At 72.1% G+C, this 23,112-nt stretch carries 20 protein-coding genes and 1 pseudogene; 13 read left to right on the forward strand and 8 right to left on the reverse strand.

Annotation, left to right across the window (positions count from 1 at the left end):
- Positions 1-8 precede the first annotated feature (8 nt).
- Positions 9-1,706 (forward strand): acyl-CoA dehydrogenase family protein, encoded by a 1,698-nt coding sequence (locus tag LDL49_RS05380; RefSeq protein ID WP_225289760.1) that lies wholly within the window; start codon positions 9-11, stop codon positions 1,704-1,706.
- 19 nt (positions 1,707-1,725) lie between these two features.
- Here the strand turns inward: LDL49_RS05380 and LDL49_RS05385 are convergent, their stop codons facing one another.
- On the reverse strand, positions 1,726-2,343 hold the full coding sequence (locus LDL49_RS05385) for a TetR/AcrR family transcriptional regulator (protein ID WP_225289761.1): 618 nt from the start codon (positions 2,341-2,343) through the stop codon (positions 1,726-1,728).
- Between the two features lie 69 nt (positions 2,344-2,412).
- On the opposite strand from LDL49_RS05385, the gene LDL49_RS05390 reads away from it, so the two are divergent.
- Positions 2,413-3,063 carry an MSMEG_1061 family FMN-dependent PPOX-type flavoprotein gene (locus LDL49_RS05390; RefSeq protein ID WP_225289762.1) on the forward strand — a complete coding sequence of 217 codons (651 nt, stop codon included), beginning with the start codon at positions 2,413-2,415 and terminating at the stop codon, positions 3,061-3,063.
- 23 nt (positions 3,064-3,086) lie between these two features.
- Positions 3,087-3,995 carry a PDR/VanB family oxidoreductase gene (locus LDL49_RS05395; protein WP_225289763.1) on the forward strand — a complete coding sequence of 303 codons (909 nt, stop codon included), beginning with the start codon at positions 3,087-3,089 and terminating at the stop codon, positions 3,993-3,995.
- Between the two features lie 42 nt (positions 3,996-4,037).
- On the opposite strand, the gene LDL49_RS05400 is transcribed toward LDL49_RS05395, so the two are convergent.
- Positions 4,038-5,258 carry an alpha/beta hydrolase family protein gene (locus LDL49_RS05400; protein ID WP_225289764.1) on the reverse strand — a complete coding sequence of 407 codons (1,221 nt, stop codon included), beginning with the start codon at positions 5,256-5,258 and terminating at the stop codon, positions 4,038-4,040.
- 71 nt (positions 5,259-5,329) lie between these two features.
- Positions 5,330-5,407 (reverse strand): annotated as a pseudogene (locus LDL49_RS58215) (DNA-binding response regulator); the annotation flags it as partial.
- Between the two features lie 164 nt (positions 5,408-5,571).
- Between LDL49_RS58215 and LDL49_RS05405 the strand changes: the two are divergent.
- Positions 5,572-6,312: a crotonase/enoyl-CoA hydratase family protein gene (locus LDL49_RS05405; protein ID WP_225289765.1), complete on the forward strand. Its 741-nt coding sequence runs from the start codon at positions 5,572-5,574 to the stop codon at positions 6,310-6,312.
- A 92-nt stretch (positions 6,313-6,404) separates the two neighbouring features.
- On the opposite strand, the gene LDL49_RS05410 is transcribed toward LDL49_RS05405, so the two are convergent.
- A complete protein-coding gene (locus LDL49_RS05410) occupies positions 6,405-7,676 on the reverse strand; it encodes an FAD-binding oxidoreductase (protein WP_225289766.1) in 1,272 nt (423 codons plus the stop codon).
- Between the two features lie 55 nt (positions 7,677-7,731).
- Between LDL49_RS05410 and LDL49_RS58220 the strand changes: the two genes are divergently transcribed.
- Both LDL49_RS58220 and ligD read left to right on the forward strand, forming a co-directional pair.
- Complete coding sequence (locus tag LDL49_RS58220) at positions 7,732-10,491, forward strand: BTAD domain-containing putative transcriptional regulator (protein ID WP_225289767.1); 2,760 nt, start codon at positions 7,732-7,734, stop codon at positions 10,489-10,491.
- 495 nt (positions 10,492-10,986) lie between these two features.
- Entirely contained in the window at positions 10,987-12,144 is a 1,158-nt protein-coding gene (gene ligD / locus LDL49_RS05420; RefSeq protein WP_225289768.1) for a non-homologous end-joining DNA ligase, read from the forward strand.
- 22 nt (positions 12,145-12,166) lie between these two features.
- Here the strand turns inward: ligD and LDL49_RS05425 are convergent, their stop codons facing one another.
- Positions 12,167-13,066 (reverse strand): SDR family oxidoreductase, encoded by a 900-nt coding sequence (locus LDL49_RS05425; RefSeq protein ID WP_225289769.1) that lies wholly within the window; start codon positions 13,064-13,066, stop codon positions 12,167-12,169.
- Positions 13,067-13,173: 107 nt separating this feature from the next.
- Between LDL49_RS05425 and LDL49_RS05430 the strand changes: the two genes are divergently transcribed.
- Positions 13,174-14,940, forward strand: coding sequence for a thiamine pyrophosphate-dependent enzyme (locus LDL49_RS05430; RefSeq protein ID WP_225289770.1), 1,767 nt, complete (start codon positions 13,174-13,176; stop codon positions 14,938-14,940).
- Here LDL49_RS05430 and LDL49_RS05435 read toward each other — a convergent pair.
- From LDL49_RS05435 to LDL49_RS05445, 3 genes are all read right to left on the reverse strand, one after another.
- Entirely contained in the window at positions 14,937-15,797 is an 861-nt protein-coding gene (locus LDL49_RS05435; protein ID WP_225289771.1) for a DUF6807 domain-containing protein, read from the reverse strand. The genes LDL49_RS05430 and LDL49_RS05435 overlap by 4 nt on opposite strands.
- A complete protein-coding gene (locus tag LDL49_RS05440) occupies positions 15,794-16,876 on the reverse strand; it encodes a Gfo/Idh/MocA family protein (RefSeq protein WP_225289772.1) in 1,083 nt (360 codons plus the stop codon). The genes LDL49_RS05435 and LDL49_RS05440 overlap by 4 nt, the downstream gene beginning before the upstream one ends.
- A gap of 76 nt (positions 16,877-16,952) precedes the next feature.
- Entirely contained in the window at positions 16,953-17,702 is a 750-nt protein-coding gene (locus LDL49_RS05445) for an IclR family transcriptional regulator (protein WP_225289773.1), read from the reverse strand.
- A gap of 80 nt (positions 17,703-17,782) precedes the next feature.
- On the opposite strand from LDL49_RS05445, the gene LDL49_RS05450 reads away from it, so the two are divergent.
- The 6 genes from LDL49_RS05450 (at position 17,783) to LDL49_RS05475 (ending at position 23,112) form a co-directional block, all read left to right on the forward strand.
- On the forward strand, positions 17,783-18,937 hold the full coding sequence (locus LDL49_RS05450; protein WP_225289774.1) for a 4-hydroxybenzoate 3-monooxygenase: 1,155 nt from the start codon (positions 17,783-17,785) through the stop codon (positions 18,935-18,937).
- Between the two features lie 19 nt (positions 18,938-18,956).
- On the forward strand, positions 18,957-19,625 hold the full coding sequence (gene pcaH / locus LDL49_RS05455) for a protocatechuate 3,4-dioxygenase subunit beta (RefSeq protein ID WP_225289775.1): 669 nt from the start codon (positions 18,957-18,959) through the stop codon (positions 19,623-19,625).
- A complete protein-coding gene (locus LDL49_RS05460; protein ID WP_225289776.1) occupies positions 19,622-20,113 on the forward strand; it encodes a dioxygenase family protein in 492 nt (163 codons plus the stop codon). Before pcaH ends, LDL49_RS05460 begins: the two co-directional genes overlap by 4 nt.
- Complete coding sequence (locus LDL49_RS05465) at positions 20,103-21,554, forward strand: lyase family protein (protein WP_225289777.1); 1,452 nt, start codon at positions 20,103-20,105, stop codon at positions 21,552-21,554. Before LDL49_RS05460 ends, LDL49_RS05465 begins: the two co-directional genes overlap by 11 nt.
- 8 nt (positions 21,555-21,562) lie before the next feature.
- Positions 21,563-22,753, forward strand: a complete 1,191-nt coding sequence (gene pcaDC / locus LDL49_RS05470) for a bifunctional 3-oxoadipate enol-lactonase/4-carboxymuconolactone decarboxylase PcaDC (protein WP_263654687.1) — start codon at positions 21,563-21,565, stop codon at positions 22,751-22,753.
- A 116-nt stretch (positions 22,754-22,869) separates the two neighbouring features.
- Entirely contained in the window at positions 22,870-23,112 is a 243-nt protein-coding gene (locus tag LDL49_RS05475) for a DUF6229 family protein (RefSeq protein ID WP_225289779.1), read from the forward strand.

A 23,112-nucleotide genomic window follows, 5' to 3' on the forward strand; every position in this document is an offset into this window, starting at 1 on the left:
TCCGGGGTATGGGGCGCTATCTCATCGAATCGTTCGACAGCAGCGACCGTTACGCCACCGAGCGCTATCAGGGCGCGACGGGACGTAACTGGTGGAGCTGCGATCCGACGCTGCAGTTGCTCATGCGGCGCCACCTGGGTGACGGCTTCGCCTGGGCCACGCCCTACCTGGAGAAGCTGGGCGCGCTGATGGGCGGCACCGTGGCCGAGTGCGCGGAGGAGACCGATCGGCACCCGCCGCGGCTGGAGAAGTACGACAAGTGGGGCAGGGACGTCAGCGAGGTCGTGATGCCGCCCTCCTTCCACACGGCCAGGAACGCCCTCATGGCCAACAACTTCACCGCACCTGCGTTCGCCGACGAGGCTCGGGCGAACGGGGCGAATCCCGCCGCGCTCGCCGCGGCCTGGACGTACCTGCTCGACCAGGCCGACATCGGGATGGGCTGCGCGCTCGGCACGGGCGGCGACATGGTGGTCTCCCTGGCCGAGCGGCACGCGCCCGACGACGTACGGGGCCGGGTACGGGCGATCTTCGCCAACGGCTTCTACTCCGGCGAGGCCGCTCAGATGTTCACGGAGCGGACCGGCGGCTCCGACCTGGCCGCCCTGGAGGCCACGGCGGTGCCCGACGGCGACTCCTGGCTGCTGTCCGGGTTCAAGTGGTTCGCCTCGAACGCCAACGGCTCCGCCTTCGTCGTGCTCGCCCGGCTTCCCGAGGGCGACGTGGCGCCGTTCCTGGTGCTGTGGGAGCGCCGTGACGGCTCGCGCAACGGGGTGCGGATCAGGCGGCTGAAGGACAAGCTCGGCACCCGGTCCGTCGCGTCGGCCGAGGTGGAGTTCGCCGACGCGGAGGCGTTCCTGCTGGCCGGGAGCGGCTCCGGCTCGGGGCTCGGCACGATGATGAAGCTCACCAACGCCTCCCGGCTCGGCGTGGCGATGATGGGTGCCGGCGTGGCCAGGCGCGCCCTGGTCGAGTCGCTCTGCTACGCGCGCTCTCGCGAGGCGTTCGGCCGGCCGCTCATCGAACAGCCGTTGATGCGCCGCAAGCTGGCCGAGCTGATCGTCGAGGTCGAGGCGGCCCAGGCGCTCGTCTTCGACGGCCTCGTCGGACCCCGCCTGCGCATCGCACCGGCCCTGATCAAGCTGCGGGCGGCCCGGCTCGGCGTCACAGCGGCCAGTGACGCGATCGAGGTGCACGGCGGCAACGGCTACATCGAGCAGTGGCCGGTGGCCAGGCTGCTGCGCGACGCCCAGGTCAACCCGATCTGGGAGGGCGGGGACAACATCCTGTGCCTGGACGTACGGCGGGCGATGCTGCGCGAGAACGCCCACGAGCCCTTCCTCGACCGGCTCGCCTCGGCGGTCGACTCGGCTTCGTCCGTCGATGCGGAGACCGTGGCTCTGGTCCGCGGCCGGATCGAGGACCTCCGCAAGGCGATCACCGCTTGGTCCTCCCTGAGCCCCGTCGCGGCGGAGGCTCGGCTGTTCGCGCTGGCCACGTACATGGCGGACGTCTACGCGGCGGCGCTGCTGCTGGAGCAGGCAGCCTGGGAGGCACGGGAGCTCGGCACCGACCGCAAGGCACTGGTGGCCCGGCTCTACGCCGACGCGCACCTCGCGGACCACGGTCCGTTGCGGGGGATCGACCGCCCGGCAGAGGGGCTGGACCGCTTTGACGATCTTCTCGCGGGCGCTCTCACACTCTGACGCGGCCGGAAGGCGCTGATCACGCCGATGTCAGGTAGCGGGTGAACATCGCGACGAGCTCGTCCTCCAGGCGCTTCAGGTCGATGGGCTCGTGCTCCGCGATGACCTGGTGGACGACCAGTTCGATCGAGGCGTTGATGATCCGGGCGGCGGTGTCGACGTCGGAGACCCGCACCTCGGGATAGCGGCGCAGCAGCTCGCGGGCATAGGCGACCCGCGCGTCCTTGAACTGGTAGACCTTTTTCATCAGGTCTTGGGAGCGCGGCGCCTGCTCCACCATGATGCGCAGCAGTTGCGGGTCGTCCAGGTGGTTCGCGATGGCGGCCTGGACGAAGACGCGCATGACGCCTTCGATGGTGTCGGGCAGCTCCTCGGCCTGGCGGCGGGCGACCTCGGCCGCGCCGCTGTCGAAGTGGCCGGCCATCAGCTCCAAAAGGATGGCGTCCTTGTTCGGATAGTACTGATACAGCGATCCGATCGACACGCCGGCCCGCTCGGCGATCCGGTTGGTGGTGCCGGCGGCGTAGCCGTACTCGGCGAAAACGTGAGCAGCCGCCTTGAGTATGCGCTGGCGGGTCAGCTCGGCGCGGGCCTGCCGTGGCTGTTTGCGCGGGTGAAGCCATTGCTTCTCCGACACCGCGGACCTCCTGCCGAAGAGCGCGAAAGCGAGTAGCGCAAGAACTGAATAATTGCTCATAATAGTGCCATGAGCAGGCAAAATACGCCACTCCCCGAGCCCTGTCGGCGGCCCCGCGAGGTGTCCATGGAAGAGGTCCGTGCCCGGCTCGGCGAGCCCGACGCGATGGTCGCGAACAAGATCCAAGATCGCATCGACGAGCACATCCGCCTCTTCATCGCTCACTCGCCCTTCCTGGCGATGGCCACCGCGGACGCCTCGGGCCGGGCCGACTGCTCGCCTCGCGGCGACTACCCGGGCTTCGTGAAGGTCCTCGACGAACACACGCTCGCGATCCCCGACCGGGCCGGCAACAAGATCGCCGACTCCTTCCGCAACCTCGCCGAGAACGACGGGATCGGGCTGCTGTTCCTCATTCCCGGCTCGCGGGAGAGTCTGCGCGTCAACGGCCGCGCTTATGCCACCGACGAGCCCGACGTGCTCGCCCGGATGCAGATCGAGGCCAGCGAGCCCGAACTGGCCCTCGTCGTCGACGTCGAGGAGGCCTACTTCCACTGCGGCCGCGCGCTCATCCGCTCCCGGCTGTGGGACCCCGCCAGTCAGGCGCTCGCGGACGAGCTCCCGACGCTCGGTGAGGTGGCGGCGGCGCAGTTCGGGCTCGACATCGACCCGCGGCTCATCGAAGCGAGCCTCGAAGAGGACTACCGGAAACTCTATTGACCGAGACCCGAAGTGATCATCTTATGCAGCTCACCCTTCTCGACCGCATCGACCGGGTCGCCGAGGACGTCGTCGCCCTCACCCTGCGCGGCGCGACCGGTCCGCTGGCTCCATGGGAGCCGGGCGCGCACATCGACCTCGCCCTGCCGAACTGGCTGACCAGGCAATACTCCCTGTGCGGCGACCCGGCGGACCGCGGGCACTACCGCGTCGCGGTGCGCCACGAACGGCTCAGCCGAGGCGGCTCCGACTACATCCATCGCTATCTCCGGCCGGGCCGCACGCTGGAGGTGTCCCTGCCGCGCAACAACTTCCCGCTCGTTCCGGCTCCCGACTACCTCTTCCTCGCGGGCGGGATCGGCATCACCGCCATCCTGCCGATGCTGCGGGCGGCCGTCGACGAGGGCGCGTCCGGCGCGATGGTCTACACCGGACGCACGTACGCCACCATGCCCTTCGCCGGCGACCTGCGCGACGCGTACGGCGAGCGGGTGACGATCGTCGCCACCGAGCGCGACAGGCGCCCCGACCTCGCCGCGCTCGGTGCCGGCCTCGGACCCGAGACCGTCGTGTACTGCTGCGGGCCTGCCTCGCTGCTCACCGCGTCCGAGGCCGTCTTTCCGGCCGAGCGGCTGCACACCGAGCGCTTCCGCCCGACGCCCAGGACGTTCGCGCCCAACACCGCGTTCGACGTGGTGTGCGCACGATCGGAACGGACCGTGCGGATACCCGCGGACGAGTCGCTGCTGGCCGCCCTGACCCACGCCGGCCTCCCCGTGCCCGCAGGCTGCCGGGAAGGCGTCTGCGGCAGCTGCGAGCTCACCGTCCTGGAGGGCGAGCCGGAGCATCGCGACGACATCGGCGCCGCGCCCGGTCGCATGTACGCCTGCGTGTCCCGCTCGCTGTCGCCCCGCCTCGTCATCGATCTGTGAGAGGCCGCGCTACGTCCGTCTCTGGGCTACTCGGCGAGCGCGTCAAGCGCAGGTCTTCTCCGGCGGGCTGCAGAAGGTGATCTCGGGGTAGCTCGCTGAGGACTTGTTCAACAGAGGCTGAGGCTTGCCGCGCGGGTGCTGGTCGAAGAAGGCCGTGACGTACCTGCGGGTGATGTTCGTAGCGCGGGCGCCGGCTATGTCGGCGCCGACCTCGATACCGAGTTGGTCGACCAGTACGCCCAGGTCGGTGAAGGACATGTGCACGGCTCCGGACATCAGCAGCCAGCGCTTCCAGCCGGTCAGTCCCGTCCAGACGCGCTCCCACGAGGCGGCGGCCTCACCCTTGCCCGGCGTGTAGGTCGCGGGTTTGCCCAAGAAGAGGAACGGCCGGGACAGCCCGGACGCGGGGACCGTGCTCGCCACGGTTCCGTCGATGTCGATGCCGGCGCGCAGCCGGGAGTCCTTCAGCATGGCCATGACGACGCTCGCGCCGCCGGCCGAGTGACCGGCCATGGCGATTTTCGACGTATCGATCAGGCCGGCGCCTTTCCACTTCGGATGCTTGCCGGTCAGCTGGTCGAGCACGAAGGACACGTCCGCGGCCCGGCTCTTCTCCAGCTTCACCCACCAGCCCTGCCCCTTGCTGATCTCGCACGTGACACAGGTGGTGACCCGTCCGTCCGGGAAGGTCGTGGCGACGTTCTCGTAGGTGTGGTCGATGGCCGCCACCGCGTACCCCCGGCTCGCCAGCTCCTCGGCGAGGCCCGTGAGCTCGCTGCGGGGCTTGCTGTGCCCGGGGGAGAGCACCACGAGGGGCAGGCTGTGCCTGCGCCCGGCGGGACGGGCGTCGGTGAAGGCGTTGGTGCGCGTCTTGCTCAGCGTGTCGGACGGGATGGTGGTGATCTCTCCGTCCTTGAGCAGCAGCTCGGACTCCTTCGCCGTCATGTACTGCGCTCGCTTGCGGCCTGGCGACTTGGCCGGGTACCACAGCGAGACCATGAGCTCGCGGTACTTGACGGTGGGAACCCAGGGGTCGGGACGCGAGGTGTCCTTCAGGTACAGGGATGTGGTGCCGACCGGCTGGGAGCCGGTCGGTGCGGGCAGGAACGGCGTGACCGTCTGGGACGCCGCGGCCGGCAGGGCCTGGACGAGTCCGGTGGCGGCCAGGACGGTGACGAGCCCGGTGATGATGGCTAGCCGGCCACGTCGCCGGGGCTCGCGATGGCTGTCATCCGGCGTGGCCCGGTTCGGGGATTCGATCATGTCGACGGACTATACCCTGAGGATATATTCGCAGTGTATAAAGAAGCGCATCTGCGTGGAGTGCACAGATGTCAGGACTTGCCCGGGGCTACCAGGCCGCTTTCGCAGGCGAGGACCACGAGTTGGGCGCGGTCGCGGGCGTGCAGCTTGGCCGGTCCCGCCGCCCGCTGACCGGCTGACCGCAGCGACCACGTTCTTGTGAGAATAAAGTCCGGATACGGGTAGCCGTATGCCGCAAGGGATCGGGCGCTGGCGTGACCTCCGGTGCCGCCGTACGCTCACGTTCCGGCGACCACCCATCACGGAGGCAGCCATGACCGTACGCATGGAGCGAGAAGGCCAGGTCACGACCGTAATACTGAGCAGGCCGGAGGTCCGCAACGCGGTCGACCGCAAGAGCGCCGACGCGTTGGTGGACGCGTTCAGGGCGTTCGAGGAGTCCGACGCCGCGGTGGCCGTGCTGTGGGGTGAGGGCGGCACGTTCTGCTCGGGCGCCGACCTGAAGACGCTCGACAACCACGTCGGCGAGGACGGCGACGGGCCGATGGGCCCGACGAGGATGCGCCTGTCCAAGCCGGTCGTCGCCGCTGTCGCCGGGCACGCCGTCGCGGGCGGGCTGGAGCTGGCGCTCTGGTGCGACCTGCGGGTGGCCGAGGAGGACGCGGTCTTCGGGGTGTTCTGCCGCCGCTTCGGCGTGCCGCTCATCGACGGCGGGACCGTACGGCTTCCGCGGCTCATCGGCGCCTCCCGGGCCATGGACCTGATCCTCGCCGGCCGTCCGGTCGGCGCCCGCGAGGCGTACGAGATGGGCCTGGCCAACCGCGTCGTCCCCACCGGCACGGCCAGGCGCCAGGCGGAGGAGCTGGCTCGCGAGATCGCCGGCTTCCCGCAGACCTGCCTGCGCGGCGACCGGCTGTCGGCGCTGGAGCAGGACGGGCTGCCCGAGCGGGAGGCGATGCGGAACGAGTTGCGCCACGGGCTGGTGTCCCTGCCCGACGCGGTCGGCGGCGCCGCCCGCTTCGCGGCGGGCGCGGGCCGCCACGGCACCTTCTAGCGACCCCGGTTGTCGCCCGGCGGTCCGGCCGACTCGACCGGTCCGGCCGACTCGACCGGACCGAAGGCCGCGACGTCCCATCCCCGCGGTCACTACCTCAGCACGGGGAAGTTCGCGCGGATCACGCCGTGCGGGTCGCGGGCCCGCTTGAGGTCGCGCAGCCGGGCCAGCGTGCTCGCGGGGAAGGCGGACGCGGCACGTTCGCCCTGAGTCAGCATCGTGTACGTCTTACGTCCGCTCGTGTGCGGCACGAGCGCCTTCGTCAGGTCGGTGATGCGCTCGGCCGTGTCCGGCGTCGGCCGTCCGAACATGTAGACGGAGTACGGCTCGGCCAGGTGCCCCACGGCGCCGCCACCCTCGGCGGGCCGGGCCAGCGCTCCGCCCAGGTGCCGGACCTGCACGCTGATCAGCGGGTCGATCGGCGCGCCGAGCAGCACGTCCGCCACGCCCTCCAGCCCGGTGAGCAGCTCGAACCGGCCCGACCCCGGGCTGGGGTCCGTGGGCTCGGCGCAGATCGAGCCCAGCTCGGCCACCGGCGTCGGCCGCCGGGTGTCGCTGATCAGCCCGCCGATCCGGTCGAAGCGGCGCAGCAGGGCGCCGGGGTGCTCGCCGAGGAAGGTGGCGTCGACGGCGACGAATCCCGGAGCACCGGGGAACTTCAGCAGGTCGAACCAGAGCGTCAGCTCCTCCGGCGCCTCGGCGGTGGTCTCGGCGAAGGCGTCGAACACCTCCCGAGCCCGCTCGACCGGCCACATCATCCGCCCGCCGAACAGCTCGGGGGCCGGGTTCAGGCCGAACTCCAGCGAGGTGACCAGGGCGAAGTCGCCGCCGCCGCCCCGCAGCGCCCAGAACAGATCCGGATCCGACTCCGCCGTCACCCTGACGCGGTCCCCGGCGGCGTCGACCGCCTCGAAGGCCCGCACGCTGTCGGCCGCGAAGCCGTACCTGCGCCCGAACCAGCTCAAACCACCGCCGAGCGTGTAGCCGGTCACGCTCACCACCGGCGAGCTGCCCGCCAGGCCCGTGAGGCCGAGCGGGCCCGCGGCCGCCAGCACCTCGCCCCACTTCACGCCCGCGCCGACCCGCGCGACACCGTCCTCGATACTCACGCCGCCCAAGTGCGTGGTCTTGAGCAGGATCGTCCCGTCGGTGTCGCCGGAAGCGCCGTGGCCGCTCGGCTGGGCGGTGACCGCCAGGCCGTTGAGCCGCGCGTAGCTCACCACGGCGGCCACGTCGTCGGCGTCGGCCGCCTCGACCACCGCGCGCACCGGCTGGTCCACCGCCAGGTTCCAGGGCTTGCGGGCCTCGTCGAAGCCCGCGTCGCCGGGGAGCAGAAGGGTGCCGTTCACTTTGATGTCATTCATGGGACCAAGTGTGCGTTTTACCATTTGAGGGGGATTTGGGGTTGACTTGGGGTTTGTGGACGTTCGTCTGTTCGGCCGGCTTGAGGTCGACTCCGCCGATGGTGTTCGGCTCGATCTCGGCACCCGCAAGCAGCGGGCCGTGCTCGCCGTGCTGGCCCTCTCACCAGGGCGTGTGGTGCCGCTCGACCGGCTGATCGAGGAGCTGTGGGCCGGGGAGGCACCGGCCAAGGCGACGGCGACCCTCCAGGCGTACGTCTCCCACCTGCGCCGGGTGCTGGAACCCGGCAGGAAGCCGCGCACACCGCCCCGGCTGCTGCTCACCCGCGAGCCCGGCTACCTGCTCGACATCGCGCCGGGACAGATCGACGCGGGCCGCTTCACCGCGCTGGCCGAGGACGGGCGGCGCGTGCTGCGGGGCGGCAGGTACGCCGAGGCGCTGGAAGTGCTCGACCGCGGGCTCGGCCTGTGGCGGGGCGAGCTGCTGGGGGAGTTCGCCGACCTGGAGTTCGCCCGGCGGGCTGTACACCGGCTGGAGGAGCTGCGGCTGGGGGCGGCCGAGGACCGGTTCGAGGCGCGGCTGGCGCTCGGCGAGCCCGGCCTGCCGGATCTGGAGGCGCTGGTCGAGGCCCATCCCTATAGGGAGCGGGCGTGGGCGCTGCTGGTGCTGGCGCTCTACCGGGCGGGCCGGCAGGCGGACGCGCTCGGGGCGCTGCGCCGGGTCCGGGCGCTGCTGAATGGCGAGCTGGGCATCGAGCCCGGCCCGGAGCTGAAGCGGCTGGAGCAGGCGGTGTTCGACCAGTCGCCCGATCTGATGACCCTCACCGCGCCCGGCCTCACCGCCCCGACCGCCTTCACCACCCCTGTTCCCGACAACCGCTTCGAGGGGCGGCGCGCGCCGGCGGACGACTCGGTCAGCGGTCGGGACAGGGCCGGTCAGCGGCTCGTCGCGCGGGACGGCCAGTTGCACCTGGTCGAGGAGCTGCTGGCCGAGGCCCGCCGGGGGAGGGGCGGCCTGCTGCTGGTGACCGGCGAGGCGGGCATCGGCAAGACGAGCCTGGCGCGCGCCGCCGCCGAGGTGGCCGCCGCGCGCGGCTTCCAGACGGCCTGGGGCCGCTGCCTGGACGGCGAGACGGCCCCGCCCTTCTGGCCCTGGACCCAGGCCGGGCTGATCCCCGCGCAGCCGCAGGCCGAGCTGTTCGACCTGTACGACGGCGTGGTGTCGCGGCTGCGCGGCGGCCCGCTCCTGCTGGTGCTGGAGGACGTGCACTGGGCCGACGTCTCGTCGCTGAGGCTGCTCGGCCACGTCGCCGGTGAGCTCGCCCGTACGCCCGCACTGGTCCTGGTCACGCTCAGACCCGAGCCGGGCGACCATCCCGAGCAGCTGCGCGAGACGCTGGGCGCGCTGGCGCGGGAGAGCCACCGGGTGCCGCTGGCCCCGTTCGACGCCGGCGAGGTGCTCGACTACCTGCGCCTGCGCCACGTGGACGCGGATCCGGTGGCGATGCTCGACCGCTCGGGCGGCAACCCGTTCTATCTGACCGAGCTGCTCCTGCTGCCGCAGAGCGAGCGGGACCTGGTCCCGGCCGGTGCCCGCGATGTCATCGACCGGCGGCTCGCCCGGCTGCCCGCCGCCACGCAGGACCTGCTCAGAGCCGCCGCGGTGGCCGGCCGGGAGGTGACCGTCGACCTGCTGGCCGCGCTCACCGAGCGGCCGGTGGAGGAGGTCATGACCCTGGCCGAGCCCGCCCTCGCCGTCGGCCTGCTGACCGAGGACGCGCGGCCCGCCGACTACCGGTTCTCGCACGCCCTGGTACGGCAGGCGCTGGACGCGGGCCTCACCCAGCTGGCCAGAGCCCGGCTGCACCTGAGGGCCGGTACGTACCTGGAGGCCATGCCCGGCGCCGACCCCGCCCGGCTCGCCGGCCACTTCGCCGCGGCCGCGAAGCTGGGCGGCGCGGAGCGGGCGGCGGCCTACGCCGTCGCCGCGGCCCGGGAGGCGGTGGCCCGGCACGGCTACACCGAGGCGGCCACGTTCTGGCAGCTGGCGATCGAGCACCTGCCGCCCGGCGACTCGGCCGCCCGCTGCCACCTGCTGACCGAGCTCGCTCAGGCCCGCCGTACCGTGGGCGACGCCGACGGCGCCCAGCAGGACCTGACCGAGGCGATCGCGGCGTCCAGGCGGCTCGGCGACCGCGACGCGCTGGTGGCGGCGCTCTCGTCGTTCGGCGGGCTGTCGGTGTGGAACTGGCGGCCGTACGGCACGGTGGACGACGAGCTGGTGACGATCATGGAGGACCTGCTGGCCGGCCCGCTCGACGACCGCGCCAGAGCCATGCTGCTGGGCACGCTCGGCGTCGAGCTGCACTACGGGCCGCGCCGCGCCGAGGGCGAGTTGCTCGCCGCGGACGCCGTGGAGCTGGCCCGCACGCTGGGCGACTCGGCGCTGATGGCCAGGACGCTGAACAACTACCTGCTCGCCGGGTTCGTCCTCGGCCGCAACCCCGCCAGGCTGCGCGCGGCCGAGGAGATGGCGGCGCTGCCCGGGCTGACCAGGGAGGCCCGGCTGGTGGCCGGGGCCTGCGGATGTCCTGCCTGCTCCGCGCCGGGGAGCAGGCCGAGTGGGAACGCGAGCTCGCCCGCTGCGAGCGGCTCCTGGAAGAGGTACGCCGCCCCGAGCTGGAGGCCATGGTCCGGGTGGCCCAGACGGGCGGGCACACCCTGCACGCCCGCTGGCAGGAGGCCGAGGCGCTGGTCGAGGACTTCCCCGACCTCAAGTACGGCTCCAGCCTGTGGGGCGCGAAGGCCCGCAGACTGACCACGCTCTACACCTGCCGGCGCGGCCAGGGCCGGGTGGCCGAGCTCCTCGACGACCTCATCGCCGCGGGCGACCTCCCGCAGATGACCCCGATGCGGCCCCTCGCCGTCCTGGCCGCCCTCGACGTCGGCAAGGAGGAGCTGGCCAGGGCGTTGATCGCCCGGTGGGGCGCGGAGCTGCGGGACGACTGGTCGGGGGACTTCGTGGTGCCGATCTGGGGCCTCATCGCCGCCCGGCTCGGCGCGCCGGACCCGGAGGAGCTGTACGAGATCCTGCTGCCCGTGGCCGACCAGCTCATCGTCATGGGCATGGGCAGCGCCGCCTGGGGCTCGATCCGCGACGTCCTCGCGGCGCTGGCCGTACGCCTGGGCCGTGCCGAGGAGGCGGACGAGCACCGGCGGGCGGCGATCGACACGCACCGGCGGCTCGGCCTGACCTATTGGGAGGCGCGGAGCCGAAGCTGATCTGTCGGGGGCGCCACGTATCGTGACCCTCATGCCTGACATCGAGGTCGCAGGGCGCGAAGTCCGCATCACCAACCCCGACAAGGTGGTGTTCCCGGGCACCGGGCACACCAAGCTCGACCTGATCCGCTACTACCAGGCGGTCGGTGAGGGCGCGCTGCGCGGCGTCCAGGGACGGCCGATGGTGCTCAAGCGGTTCGTGCACGGCATCGAGGAGGAGGCGTTCTTCCAGAAGCGCGCGCCCGCCAAGCGGCCCGACTGGATCCAGGTGGCCGAGCTCCGCTACCGCTCCGGGCGCAGTGCCGAGGAGGTCGTCGCGACCGAGACGGCCCACATCGTGTGGGCGGTCAACCTGGGGTGCGTCGACCTCAACCCGCACCCGGTGCTGGCCGCCGACCTGGCCCACCCCGACGAGCTGCGCATCGACCTCGACCCGGTGCCGGGCGTGCGCTGGGGCGACGTGCTGCGCACGGCGCAGGTCTCCCGCGAGGTGCTGGCCGACCACGGCCTGACCGCCTGGCCGAAGACGTCGGGATCGCGGGGCTTCCATGTCTACGCCCGCATCGAGCCGCGCTGGACGTTCGCCGAGGTGCGCCGGGCGGCCGAGGCGGTGGCCCGGGAGGTCGAGCGGCGCGCCCCCGAGGTGGCCACCAGCCGTTGGTGGAAGGAGCAGCGGCACGGCGTGTTCGTCGACTACAACCAGAACGCCTATGACCGCACGGTCGCCTCCGCCTACTCGGTCAGGCCGGTCGCCGACGCCCGCGTCTCCACGCCGCTGACCTGGGACGAGGTGCCGGGCTGCCGGCCGGGTGACCACACGATCGACACGGTCCCCAAGAGGTTCGCCGAGCTCGGCGACCCGTGGGCGGACATGGACCTGCATCCGGGCGGCCTGGAGTCGCTGCTGGAGCTGGCCGAGTCGCAGGGGCCCGCCCCCGAGCGGGAGGACCTTCCCGTCGTCGAGATCGCCAGGGCGCAGCACAAGGACGAGGCGCTGGCCGGGTTCGAGCGGTGGAAGGCGAGGCATCCCGAGGTGGCCGGCCATCTCCAGCCCGCCGACGTGCTGGTCGACGGCATGCGCGGGCGCAGCAGCGTGTGGTACCGGATCAGGGTCAACCTCCAGCACGTCCCGGAGGCCGAGCGGCCGGCGCAGGAGCCGCTGGAGGTCGACTACGACCCCTGGACCTGAGGGGGCCCGGATTCAAGGCGGGTCAGGCGCGGGTCGGGCGCTCGTAGCCGTCGTCCCCGCCGTAGACGTGCGCGTTCGGGTGGAGGTCCGGCTGGGTGGCCGGGCTGGTCGGTGAGGCGGTGTGCTCGATGGCGAAGTCGTCCGACGGCTCGGGCGGGTCGGGGAAGAGATGGTCGCGCCAGCTGATCCGCCCCAGCGGTATGGCGTCCGTGGTGTGCCAGCCGGCCCGCTGGGCGGCCCACCGGCCGCCCGGATAGCGCACCGGCAGCAGCAGGCGCCGCACCCGCCTGGCCTGCAGCCAGGATCTGACCACCTCGTCCATGCCGATCACCTCGGGCCCGCCATATTCGATCACGCCCCGCTCGGGACCGGCGGCGACCAGATCGGTCAGATACCCGGCGACCTCGGAGCGGTCCACCGGCTGCCAGGGGAGCGTGCGGTCCACCGGGATCGCGGGGTAGGTGGCGGCCAGCTCCCGGAGCAGCTGGTCGAGGTGCTGGTGGAAGGTGGTGGAACGGAGGATCGTCCAGCCGATCCCGCTCTCCCTGATCAGCCGCTCGGCTTCGAGCTTGTCCTCGAGATACCCGGTCGCGGCCTGGTCGGCGCCGACGATCGAGGTGAACACCAGGTGGGGCACCCCGGCCTCCCTGGCCGCGTCGAGCAGCACCGCGGTGCCCGCGACGTCGACGGAGCCGGCCCGGTGGCCCTTGCGGGCGAAGGTGGCGAGATGGATGATCGCGTCGACGTCCCGCACGGCGCTGTAGACGCCTTTGCCCCCGGTCAGGTCACCCCATACCCATTCGACGTCCCGGCCTGAGTGCGCCTCGCGGCTCAACGCCCGCACCGCGTGACCCGTCCTGAGGAGTGTGGGCACCACCGCTTTGCCCAGCGTGCCGGTTGCCCCCGTGACCAGAATGTGCATTCCCCGCCCCTACCCGCAGCCTGGGAATTCTCCCGAAATGACAACGAAATTCAGCGCATGCTTGGTCAAAGGGTCTGCCTACCCCAGTCGGGGGTAGAGCCGCTGTCATGGCACGCATAGCAGCGGAATCCCTGGTAGAGCGGCTCGCCGAGTGGGGCGTCGACACCGTCTTCGGCATGCCGGGCGACGGCATCAACGGCATCATGGAGGGCCTGCGACGCCATCGCGACAAGGTGCGCTTCGTCCTGGTGCACCACGAGGAGGCCGCCGCTTTCATGGCCACGGGCTACGCCAAGGCGACGGGGCGGATCGGCGTCTGCCTGGCCACCTCGGGCCCCGGCGGCATCCACCTGCTCAACGGGCTCTATGACGCCAAACTCGACCACGCTCCCGTCCTGGCCATCACCGGGATGCAGGAGAGCTCCGTGCTGGGCACCGCCTACCAGCAGGAGGTGCAGCTGGATCGGCTGTACGCGGACGTGGCCGAGTACAACATGATGATCACCAATCCGGCCCAGCTGCCGGCGCTGGTGGACGTGGCGATCCGCACCGCGTACGCGCGACGCGGGGTCGCCCACCTCACGCTGCCCAACGACCTGCAGGTGGCCGACGCGGACGCCGACCCCTGGCAGCACGTGGCGCCCGCCAGGACCCCGCAGACGGCGCCCGTCTACCTCGAGCCCGGCGGGATCCCCCGCCAGGAGGACATCGAGTGGGCGGCCGAGGTGCTCAACACGGCCGAACGGCCCGCCATCCTGGTCGGGGCGGGCGCGTTGCACGCCAGGGACGAGGTGCTGGCGGTCGCCGAGGCGCTCGGCGCGCCTGTGGTCAAGACGCTGCCCGGCAAGGCGGTGGTCCCCGACGACTCGCCGTACACGACGGGCGGGATCGGGCTGCTCGGCACCCGGCCGAGCGAGGACCTGATGGAGGACGCCGACGTTCTGCTCATGGTGGGCACCAACTTCCCCTACTCCAAGTTCCTGCCGGAGCCGGGAGGGACGCGGGTCGTGCAGCTGGAGGCCGACCCCGCCAGGGCCGGGGCGCGGATCGCCACCGACGTGCCGGTCGTGTGCGACGCCAAGGAGGGCCTGCGGGCCCTCCTGCCGCTGCTCTCCGCCCGCGACGGGAACGCCCATCTAGCGAAATATCAGAAGAAAATGGTCAAGTGGCGTGAGGACATGGACGCGCAGGAGAACGCCGACCGCGACCCCATCGCGCCCCAGTACGTGGTGTCGGTCCTCGACGACCTGGCCGCCGACGACGCCATCATGACCTGCGACAGCGGCACGATCGCCACCTGGGCGGCCAGGCACTGGACGATCCGCGGCGGGCGCGCGTTCTACCTGTCGGGCAACCTGGCCTCGATGGCGCCCGGCCTGCCGTACGCCAACGCCATGCAGCACGCCTACCCGGGCCGGCAGGTGATCGCGTACGTCGGCGACGGCGGGTTCGCCATGCTCATGGCCGAGTTCCTCACCGCCGCCCAGCAGCGGCTGCCGGTCAAGGTCGTCATCAACAACAACCGCTCGCTCGGCCAGATCCTGTGGGAGCAGATGGTCCTCGGCTACCCCGAGCACGGCGTGCGCTTCCCCGAACCGGCGGGCGACTTCGCCGGCTGGGCCCGGGGCTGCGGCGGGTTCGGGGTCAAGGTCACCAAGGCCGGCGATCTTGAGTCCGCGATCCAGCAGGCGCTGGCCTACGACGGGCCCGCGCTGGTGGACGTGGAGGTGAACCCGAACGAGCCGCCCCTGCCCGCCAAGGTCTCCTACGACCAGGCCAAGAGCTTCGCCCAGGCGTTCATCAAGGGCCAGCCGCACCGGGCCGCCATCGCCACCACCCTGTTCAAGGACCGGATCCAGCGGCTCGGCGACTAGTCAGCGGCTCGGCGCTTGGCCAGGTGCTCCTCGATCCGTTCGGTGCCCCACCAGCCGGTCGCCAGCACGATCCGGTAGCGGCGGGAGATCGTCTGACCGCGCGCCAGCTCGAACTCCTGGTGGAAGGCCCATGAGGGGTTGACGGCGGCGAACGGGCCACTGCGCACGAACCAGTGCGACTCCGGCCCCGGCTCCGGCACGAACACCAGCGTGGACGACCGGTCCACCTCGTCATGCCGTCCCTGGAAGGCCAGCCAGCGGGCCCGCTGTCCCATCATCTCCTCGCCGCCCATCCCGTCGGGGCCGAGCACCTCGCCGCCGGTGAACGAGCGCGGGCCGCGCCAGAACAGGCCGCTGTATCCGGCGAGCGGGCGGCCGTGCGTGGTGGGGCTGCCGAAGCGCAGCGGTTCCTCTCGCAGGCCGGTGAGTATCGTGTGCCAGACCAGCTCCCAGGAGCCGTTCGCCGGATCGACCGCCTCGACGGTGAGCTCGCGCCGTTCCTCCACCCAGGGCTCGCCGCGCGAGCTGCGCCAGGTCAGCTGCCCTGACAGGCCGTCTTCGCGTACGTCGAGGGTGTCGTGGCGCATCGTGCCGTTGTTGTCCAGGTCGATGTAGCGCTTCTCCTCGCGGACGAAGGTGCCGCCGCCCCAGAAGTTCTGGCCGGACACGTGCGAGGCGGTCAGCTGCAGGCCCTTGTGCCAGCGGTGGTCGTGCGGCCGGTAGGAGGTCACCACGTCACCGGCCAGCGTACGCAGCGGGTGGACGTACGGCTTGGGCGCCTCGAACGGCTGCGGGTCGGGCTCGTGGACGTAGCGCATCAGCTCCACGCCGTGCGCCTCGAAGACGATCGCGCTCATGAGGGGCTCCATCCGGGTGTGTCGCCGTGCAGGCTGCGGTAGAAGGGATCGCCGGGGCCCACCTCGCCCGCGCGTACCGTGCCGCCGGTCAGTGCCGCCTTGTACATGGCGGTGATCAGCTCCAGCGACCGGCGCCCGTCCCGCCCGCTGGCCCGGGGCCGCCGGCCCGCGCGCAGGTCCGCCACCAGGGCCCGCAGCTGCTTCAGGTGGGAGGTGGGCTCGTCCTCGGCGGGCGGCCAGTCGATCGGGCCGGCGTGCTCGGCCGGGGTGCAGGTCCAGTCGTCGTTGGCGTAGCCGTACAGGTGGGTCAGCTCCAGCGTGGCGTCGGCGAGGTCGATGCGCAGGTGGCTGACCTGCCGCGGCGACAGCACGCTGTTGACCACCGTGGCCAGGGCGCCGGACTCGAAGCGGACCAGCGCGGTCGTGACGTCGTCGGTCTCGACGTCGCGCGCCAGCCTGGCCGCCATGGCGCGTACCTCGCTCCACTCGCCGAGCAGCTCCAGCAGCAGGTCGAGCTGGTGGATGCCGTGGCCCATCGCGGGGCCGCCGCCCTCGGTCTCCCAGCGCCCGCGCCACGGCACCGCGTAGTAGGCGTCGTCGCGGTACCAGGTGGTCTGGCAGTGCGCGACGTACGGCGTGCCGAGCGCGCCCTTCTCGATCAGCCGCCGCAGGTGCTGCGCGCCGGAGCCGAACCGCTGCTGGAACACGATCGCCGCGTACGGGCCGCCTTCCCGCTCGGCCGCGACCATGGCGTCGTACTCGGCCAGCGACAGGCACGGCGGTTTCTCGCACCACACCCACGCGCCCGCGCGCAGCGCGGCGGCCACCTGCGCGGCGTGCAGGGAGGGCGGGCTGCAGACGTCGACCAGGTCGGGGCGTACCTCGGCGAGCATGCCTTCGAGGTCGTCCGAGGCGTACGGCACGCCGAACCGGTCGGCGAACGCCTGGGCCAGCTCGGCGGTCGCGTCCACGACGGCGACCACCTCGATGTCGTCGGACAGCTCCTGGAAGGCGGGCATGTGCGCGAAGCTCGCGATCGCGCCGCCGCCGACGACGGCGACACGCAGGGGGGACGGCACGGGCGACCTCCTTGGGGACCTTTGGAAAGCGCTTACCGGAGCACGTTATGGTGCGCGGGCACTCCTGGGCAAGTGGCTACGGCGTGGCGGCGCACGCCCTGGCGATCCCGTTCGCGGCGGTCAGCAGGGGCTCGACCAGCCGGGGGAGCTCGCGGGCGCGCCTGGAGGACAGCACCATGCCGAGCGCGGCGATGGCCCGGCCGTCGACGAGGACCGGGGCCGCGGCCGAGCAGGAGCCGAGCGTCATCTCCTCGTACGTCAGCGCGTACCCCTGGGCGCGTACAGTGGCCAGCTCACGCGCCAGCCGCCCCGGCTCGGTGATCGTGTGCGGGGTCGGCCGTTCGAGCACGCGGTCCAGGTACGACCGGACGAACCACTCGGGCTCGTAGGCGAGCAGGGCCTTGCCGACGCCCGTCGGATGCATGGGCAGCCGCCCGCCCGTCCTGGACACGATCGGCACGGCCCGCCGACCGGCCACCTTGTCCACGTACAGGACCTCCAGGCCGTCGCGCACGGCCAGGTGCACGTTCTCGCCGGTGCTCGCGAACAGCTCCTGCAACCACGGATGGGCCAGGTCCTGGAGCTTGGCGGGCGCGAGCTGGCCGAGCTCCCACAGCCGCAGCCCGATGCGGAGCCGCCCGTCGGGCGCGCGGCTCAGCGCCTGCCACTCCTCCAGCTCGCCGACCAGGCGGTGCACCGTGCTCAGCGGCACGCCGCTGCGCCTGGCCAGGTCAGTCAGCGTGAGCTGCGGGTGGCCGGAGTCGAACGCGCCCAGGATGGCGAGCACCTTGGACGTCACCGTACGTCCCTGGGATCCGCCTGACATATCGCAAATCCTGCACAATTCTTCCGCTCAGTGGAAGAGGCGTCTCGAACAATCGGCCGCCGAAGCAGGATGCTTCCCTCATGCGCACTCAGGTAGGGATCATCGGGGCGGGGCCCGCCGGCCTGCTGCTGTCCCACCTGCTCCACCTGCGCGGCATCTCCTCCGTGGTGCTGGAGAAGCGCGGCCGCGCGTACGTGGAGCGCCGCGTGCGCGCCGGCGTACTGGAGCAGGGGACGGTGGACACGCTGGTCGAGGCGGGCGTCGGCGCGCGGCTGCTGCGCGAGGGCCTGCCGCACCGGGGCATCGAGCTCAGGTACGGCGGGCAGGGCCGCCGCATCGCCTTCGAGAAGCTGGTGCCCGGCCGGTCCATCACCGTGTACGGCCAGCAGGAGGTGGTCAAGGACCTGATCGCCGCCAGGCTGGAGGCGGGCGGCGACGTGCGGTTCGAGATCGAGGACGTGGCCGTGCACGGGCTTGAGGCCGAGCCGTACCTGACGTTCGGTGGCGAGCGGCTCGACTGCGACGTGATCGCCGGTTGCGACGGCTTCCACGGCGTGTCCAGGCCGTCCATCCCGCCGGGCGTTCTGCGGTTGTTCGAGCGGGAGTATCCCTTCGCCTGGCTCGGCATCCTGGCCCGGGTGGCGCCCTCGTCCGAGGAGCTCATCTACGCCAGGACCGAGCGCGGCTTCGCCTTGCACAGCATGCGCTCGCCCACGGTCAGCCGTTTCTACCTGCAGGTCCCGCCCGACGCCACCGTCGCGGAGTGGCCGGACGAGCGGATCTGGGCCGAGCTGAAGGCGCGGCTGGAGACCGTACCCGGCTTCACCCTCGACACCGGAGAGATCTTCGACAAGGGCGTCACGCCGATGCGGGCCTTCGTCGCCGAGCCCATGCAGTACGGCCGCCTCTACCTCGCCGGCGATGCCGCCCACATCGTGCCGCCCACCGGCGCGAAGGGGCTGAACCTCGCCGTGGCCGACGTGCGCGTCCTGACCGAGGCGCTGGACCGGTTCTTCTCCACCGGCTCGGCCGACCTGCTCGACACCTACTCCGAGTCGTGCCTGAAGCGGGTCTGGCGGGCCCAGCACTTCTCGTGGTGGATGACGACCCTGCTGCACACGTTCGACTCCGACGATGACTACGGGCGGCGGCTGCAGCTGTCCTACCTGGACTACGTGACCTCCTCGGAGGCGGCCGCCACGACGCTGGCGGAGAACTACGTGGGGCTTCCATGATCAACCTCGAAGGGCGGCCATGACCCATCCTCCTTACCTGAGCCCTGGCTACCGCAGCACGATCCTGCGCGCGCCCGCGCGGCCGCCGGTGGCGTTCAGGACCGATCCCGACGCGATCGAGCTGACCGGCCCGGTCTTCGGCCACCACGAGGTCGGCTCGCTCGACGCCGACCTGACCAGGCAGCATGCCGGGGAGCCGCTCGGCGAGCGCATCTCCGTCACGGGCCGCATCCTGGACTCCGCCGGAAAACCGATCCGCGGCACGCTCGTGGAGCTCTGGCAGGCCAACGCCGCCGGCCGCTACGCCCACGAACGCGACCAGCACCCCGCCCCCCTCGACCCGAACTTCACCGGCGCCGGCCGCTGCCTCACCGACGAGGACGGCCGCTACCGGTTCGTCACGATCAAGCCAGGCGCCTATCCCTGGCGCAACCACCACAACGCGTGGCGGCCGGCGCACCTGCACTTCTCCGTGTTCGGGCGGGCCTTCACCGAGCGGCTCGTCACGCAGATGTACTTCCCCGGCGACCCGCTGATGCCCTTCGACCCCATCCTCCAGTCGATCCCCGACGAAGCGGCCAGGCAACGGCTCGTCTCGGCCTTCTCCATGGAGCTGACCGAGCCCGAATGGTCGCTGGGCTACTCCTTCGACATCGTGCTGGGCCGAACCCCGACGGAGTCCTCATGAACCCCACGCCTTCCCAGACCGTGGGGCCGTTCTTCAGCCACGCGCTGCCGTACCCGCACGACTGGGAGCTGGTGCCTGCCGGGCACGCGGGCGCGATCATGCTGACCGGCCGCGTGCTGGACGGCGCCGGCGAGCCGGTGCCGGACGCGCTGCTGGAACTCTGGCTGGGCCGCACCGGCGACCGCGGCGCGCTGCTGCGAGGGGATGGGGAGGTGTCCGGCTTCGGGCGCTGTGCGACGGCTCCGGATGGTTCGTTTAGGTTCCGTACAGTGCGGCCTGAGGGGGCTTATCTGTCGCTGCAGGTGTTCGCGCGGGGGTTGCTGCGGTCGTTGCTGACCCGCGTCTACCTGGAGGATCGGCCGGATCCGCTGCTGGACGGCTTGGAGCCGGAACGGCGGGGGACACTGATCGCGACGGGGTCGGGGGACCGGTACCGGTTCGACGTGCGGCTCCAGGGGGATGGGGAGACGGTGTTCCTTGACTTCTGACGGGACTGCCGCCGCTTTTGGCAGGGTTGCTGACGGGACTTCTGAGGGGGCCTCCGGCGGGGCTGCTGCGGACAGCGGGCTGCTGGCGCCGGTGCGGGCGGGCACCCGGGTGGAGGCGGTGACGTCGGACGCGGCCTGGCTGCGCGCCATGCTGGACGCCGAGGCGGCGCTGGCCCGTGCGCAGAGCCGCGCGGGGCTGATCCCCGGCGCGGCGGCCGCCCTGATCGACCGGGTGGCCTCGGGGTTCACCCCGGACCTACCGGACCTCGCCCAGCGAGCCAGGCAGGCCGCCAACCCCGTCGTCCCCCTGGTGGCCGACCTGCGAAAAGCCGTCAACGCCGCCGCCCAAGCCGAAGCCGCCGCCGCTACCGGAGGCGCTGGGGAGGCGCGAGAGGCCGTTGGGGGCAGAGGGGCCGCCGTGTTCGTCCACCGGGGAGCCACCAGTCAGGACATCTGTGACTCGGCCGCCATGCTGGTCGCCGCGCGTGCCGTCGCCCTGATCGCGGCGGATCTGGACGCGACCATGGACGTCCTCGCCGGGCTGGCGGAGCGGCATCGCGGCACGCTGATGGCGGCTCGCACCCTGGGCCAGCAGGCGGTCCCCACGACGTTCGGGCTCAAGGCGGCGAGCTGGCTGACCGGCCTCCTGCACGCCCGCGACCGCTTGGCCGCGCTACGCCTGCCCGCCCAGCTCGGCGGCGCGGCCGGCACCCTGGCCGCCCTCGTCGAAACCGCCCGCACCGCCGACGCCGAACCCGGGGGTGGCGAGAGTGCGCAGGTGCGGGTGCTTCGGCTGGTCGAGCTGTATGCCGAGGAGCTCGGGCTGGCCGCTCCGCTCGCGCCGTGGCATGCCGAGCGGTCTGTGACCGCCGAGCTGGGCGCTGCCCTGGCCGGTACGGCGGGTGCGCTCGGCAAGGTGGCGACCGACGTGATCCTCATGGCCCAGACCGAGGTCGGCGAGGTGGCCGAGTCGTCACGGGGCGGCTCTTCGGCCATGCCGCAGAAGCGCAACCCGGCCCTGTCGGTGCTGATCCGGTCGGCGGCCCTCCAGGTGCCCGCGTACGCCCAGCTACTGGGACAGGCGGGGGAGCACGAGCGGGCCGCGGGCGCCTGGCAGGCGGAGTGGTCGCCGCTGCGCGAATGTCTGCGCCTGACCGGCGGCGCCGCGGAGACGGCCGCCGAGCTGATCGCCGGGCTTCAGGTGTTCCCCGACAGGATGCGGGAGAACGCCTGCCTGACCGGCGGGCGCATCGTGTCGGAACGGCTCGCGGTCCACCTCGGCCGCGACGCCCTCGACGAGGCGCTGAGCCGTCCGGGCCCGCTGGAGGGGCCGGAGGAACTGCTCGATCCCGAGGACTACCTGGGTGCCGCGCCGGAACTCGTCGATCGTCTCCTGGCCGACTACCGCGAGCGCCGCGTCCCGGCCGACTACCGGAAGTGATCGTGAGCATGAAGCTGCATCACCGCGTCGACGGTCCCGCCGGAGCGCCGCTGCTGGTTCTCGGGCCGTCGCTCGGCACCACGCTCGACATCTGGCGGCCGCAGCTGAGCGCGCTCACCCGGTCGTGGCGGGTGCTCCGGTACGACCTGCCGGGCCATGGCGGCTCGGCCCCCGCCGCCTCCGGCCTGACGATCGACGACCTGGCGCGGGCCGTACTGGACCTGGTGGACGACGTGGGGGACGCGGAGGACGGAGAGTTCGCGGTCGGCGGCATCTCGCTCGGCGGCGCGATCGCCACCGCGATCGCGGCCGGTCAGCGGCAGGCCGGTCAGCAGGAGCCGGGTCGGTGGCAGGCCGGTCGGCAGGAAGCCGGTGAGCAGCAGGCCGGTCGGCAGGATCGGGTGCGGAGTCTGGTGTTGTGCTGCACGTCGGCGCGGTTCGGGGAGCCGGGGCCGTGGCTGGAGCGGGCGGCGCTGGTACGTGCCTCCGGCGTGGCCCAGCTCGCCCCGGTGCTGGCGGGCCGCTGGTTCACCGCCGGCTACGACGGCCGCTGGGTGACGGACATGCTGGAACACGTGGACGCCGAGTCGTACGCGGCCTGCTGCACCGCCATCGCCTCCTGCGACCTGACCGGACGCCTGGCCGCCATCACCGCCCCCACGCTGATCGTCGCGGGTGCCGATGACCCGGCCACGCCCTTGGACCAGGCTCTCACCCTGGCCCAAGGCATCCCGGGCGCGCTGCTGCGCGTGGTGCCTGACGCGGCCCATCTGGCGAGCGTGGAGCGGGCCGACACCGTCACGTCCGCGATCGCCGGCCACCTGGGCGGCGACTCCGGTCACGCGGCCGGGATGCGTACCAGGCGCGAGGTGCTCGGCGACGCCCACGTGGACCGGGCCGTCGCCGCCACCACCGGTTTCACCCGCGACTTCCAGCACCTCATCACCCGCTACGCCTGGAACGAGATCTGGAACCGGCCCGGCCTCGACCGCCGTACCCGCAGCTGTGTCACCCTGACCGCGCTGGTCGCCCGCGGCCACCTGGACGAGCTGGCCATGCACGTGCGCGCGGCCCTGCGCAACGGCCTGACTCCCGACGAGATCGGCGAGGTGCTCCTGCAGACGGCGATCTACTGCGGGGTCCCGGCCGCCAACGCCGCCTTCGCCGTCGCGCAGCGCGTCCTGGCAGAAGAAGCCTGATCCCACGAGCACGCGCTCGGCAAGCCGTGTGCTCGATGTCCCGGCTGCAACGGATTTGCAACGTCGGTTGGCAGCATCTTGAGCGGATTGTTCGGCTCAAGGAAGGGACCGATCTCATGCCCAAACTGACCCCGGAGCAGGCCGACCGGATCGTGGCCGGCTGGCGGAGCGGCACGCAGCTCGTCGAAGGATGGGGCAACCCGGCGGGCCCGCTGTTCGCCAGCGGTGAGTACGCGGAAGCGGACATCACCCTCGAATCCATCCTCGCCGCGTCGGGCTGCAACCCGCCTCCCCCTCCCCTCACCGAGGGCGGCTGCGGCACCGCGTGCAGCGCCTCCGCCGGGCGCTTGTGCTGCTGA

This window comes from Nonomuraea aurantiaca (assembly GCF_020215705.1).
Lineage (GTDB): Bacteria > Actinomycetota > Actinomycetes > Streptosporangiales > Streptosporangiaceae > Nonomuraea > Nonomuraea aurantiaca.

Excerpts from the sequence above, each read along its gene's own strand:
- LDL49_RS05380 (WP_225289760.1), top strand. The coding sequence starts at position 9 with ATGGGGCGCTATCTCATCGAATCGTTCGACAGCAGCGACCGTTACGCC.
- LDL49_RS05390 (WP_225289762.1), top strand. The coding sequence starts at position 2,413 with ATGAGCAGGCAAAATACGCCACTCCCCGAGCCCTGTCGGCGGCCCCGC.
- LDL49_RS05395 (WP_225289763.1), top strand. The coding sequence starts at position 3,087 with ATGCAGCTCACCCTTCTCGACCGCATCGACCGGGTCGCCGAGGACGTC.
- LDL49_RS05400 (WP_225289764.1), bottom strand. The coding sequence starts at position 5,258 with ATGATCGAATCCCCGAACCGGGCCACGCCGGATGACAGCCATCGCGAG.
- LDL49_RS05405 (WP_225289765.1), top strand. The coding sequence starts at position 5,572 with ATGACCGTACGCATGGAGCGAGAAGGCCAGGTCACGACCGTAATACTG.
- LDL49_RS05410 (WP_225289766.1), bottom strand. The coding sequence starts at position 7,676 with ATGAATGACATCAAAGTGAACGGCACCCTTCTGCTCCCCGGCGACGCG.
- ligD (WP_225289768.1), top strand. The coding sequence starts at position 10,987 with ATGCCTGACATCGAGGTCGCAGGGCGCGAAGTCCGCATCACCAACCCC.
- LDL49_RS05425 (WP_225289769.1), bottom strand. The coding sequence starts at position 13,066 with ATGCACATTCTGGTCACGGGGGCAACCGGCACGCTGGGCAAAGCGGTG.
- LDL49_RS05430 (WP_225289770.1), top strand. The coding sequence starts at position 13,174 with ATGGCACGCATAGCAGCGGAATCCCTGGTAGAGCGGCTCGCCGAGTGG.
- LDL49_RS05435 (WP_225289771.1), bottom strand. The coding sequence starts at position 15,797 with ATGAGCGCGATCGTCTTCGAGGCGCACGGCGTGGAGCTGATGCGCTAC.
- LDL49_RS05445 (WP_225289773.1), bottom strand. The coding sequence starts at position 17,702 with ATGTCAGGCGGATCCCAGGGACGTACGGTGACGTCCAAGGTGCTCGCC.
- LDL49_RS05450 (WP_225289774.1), top strand. The coding sequence starts at position 17,783 with ATGCGCACTCAGGTAGGGATCATCGGGGCGGGGCCCGCCGGCCTGCTG.
- pcaH (WP_225289775.1), top strand. The coding sequence starts at position 18,957 with ATGACCCATCCTCCTTACCTGAGCCCTGGCTACCGCAGCACGATCCTG.
- LDL49_RS05460 (WP_225289776.1), top strand. The coding sequence starts at position 19,622 with ATGAACCCCACGCCTTCCCAGACCGTGGGGCCGTTCTTCAGCCACGCG.
- pcaDC (WP_263654687.1), top strand. The coding sequence starts at position 21,563 with ATGAAGCTGCATCACCGCGTCGACGGTCCCGCCGGAGCGCCGCTGCTG.
- LDL49_RS05475 (WP_225289779.1), top strand. The coding sequence starts at position 22,870 with ATGCCCAAACTGACCCCGGAGCAGGCCGACCGGATCGTGGCCGGCTGG.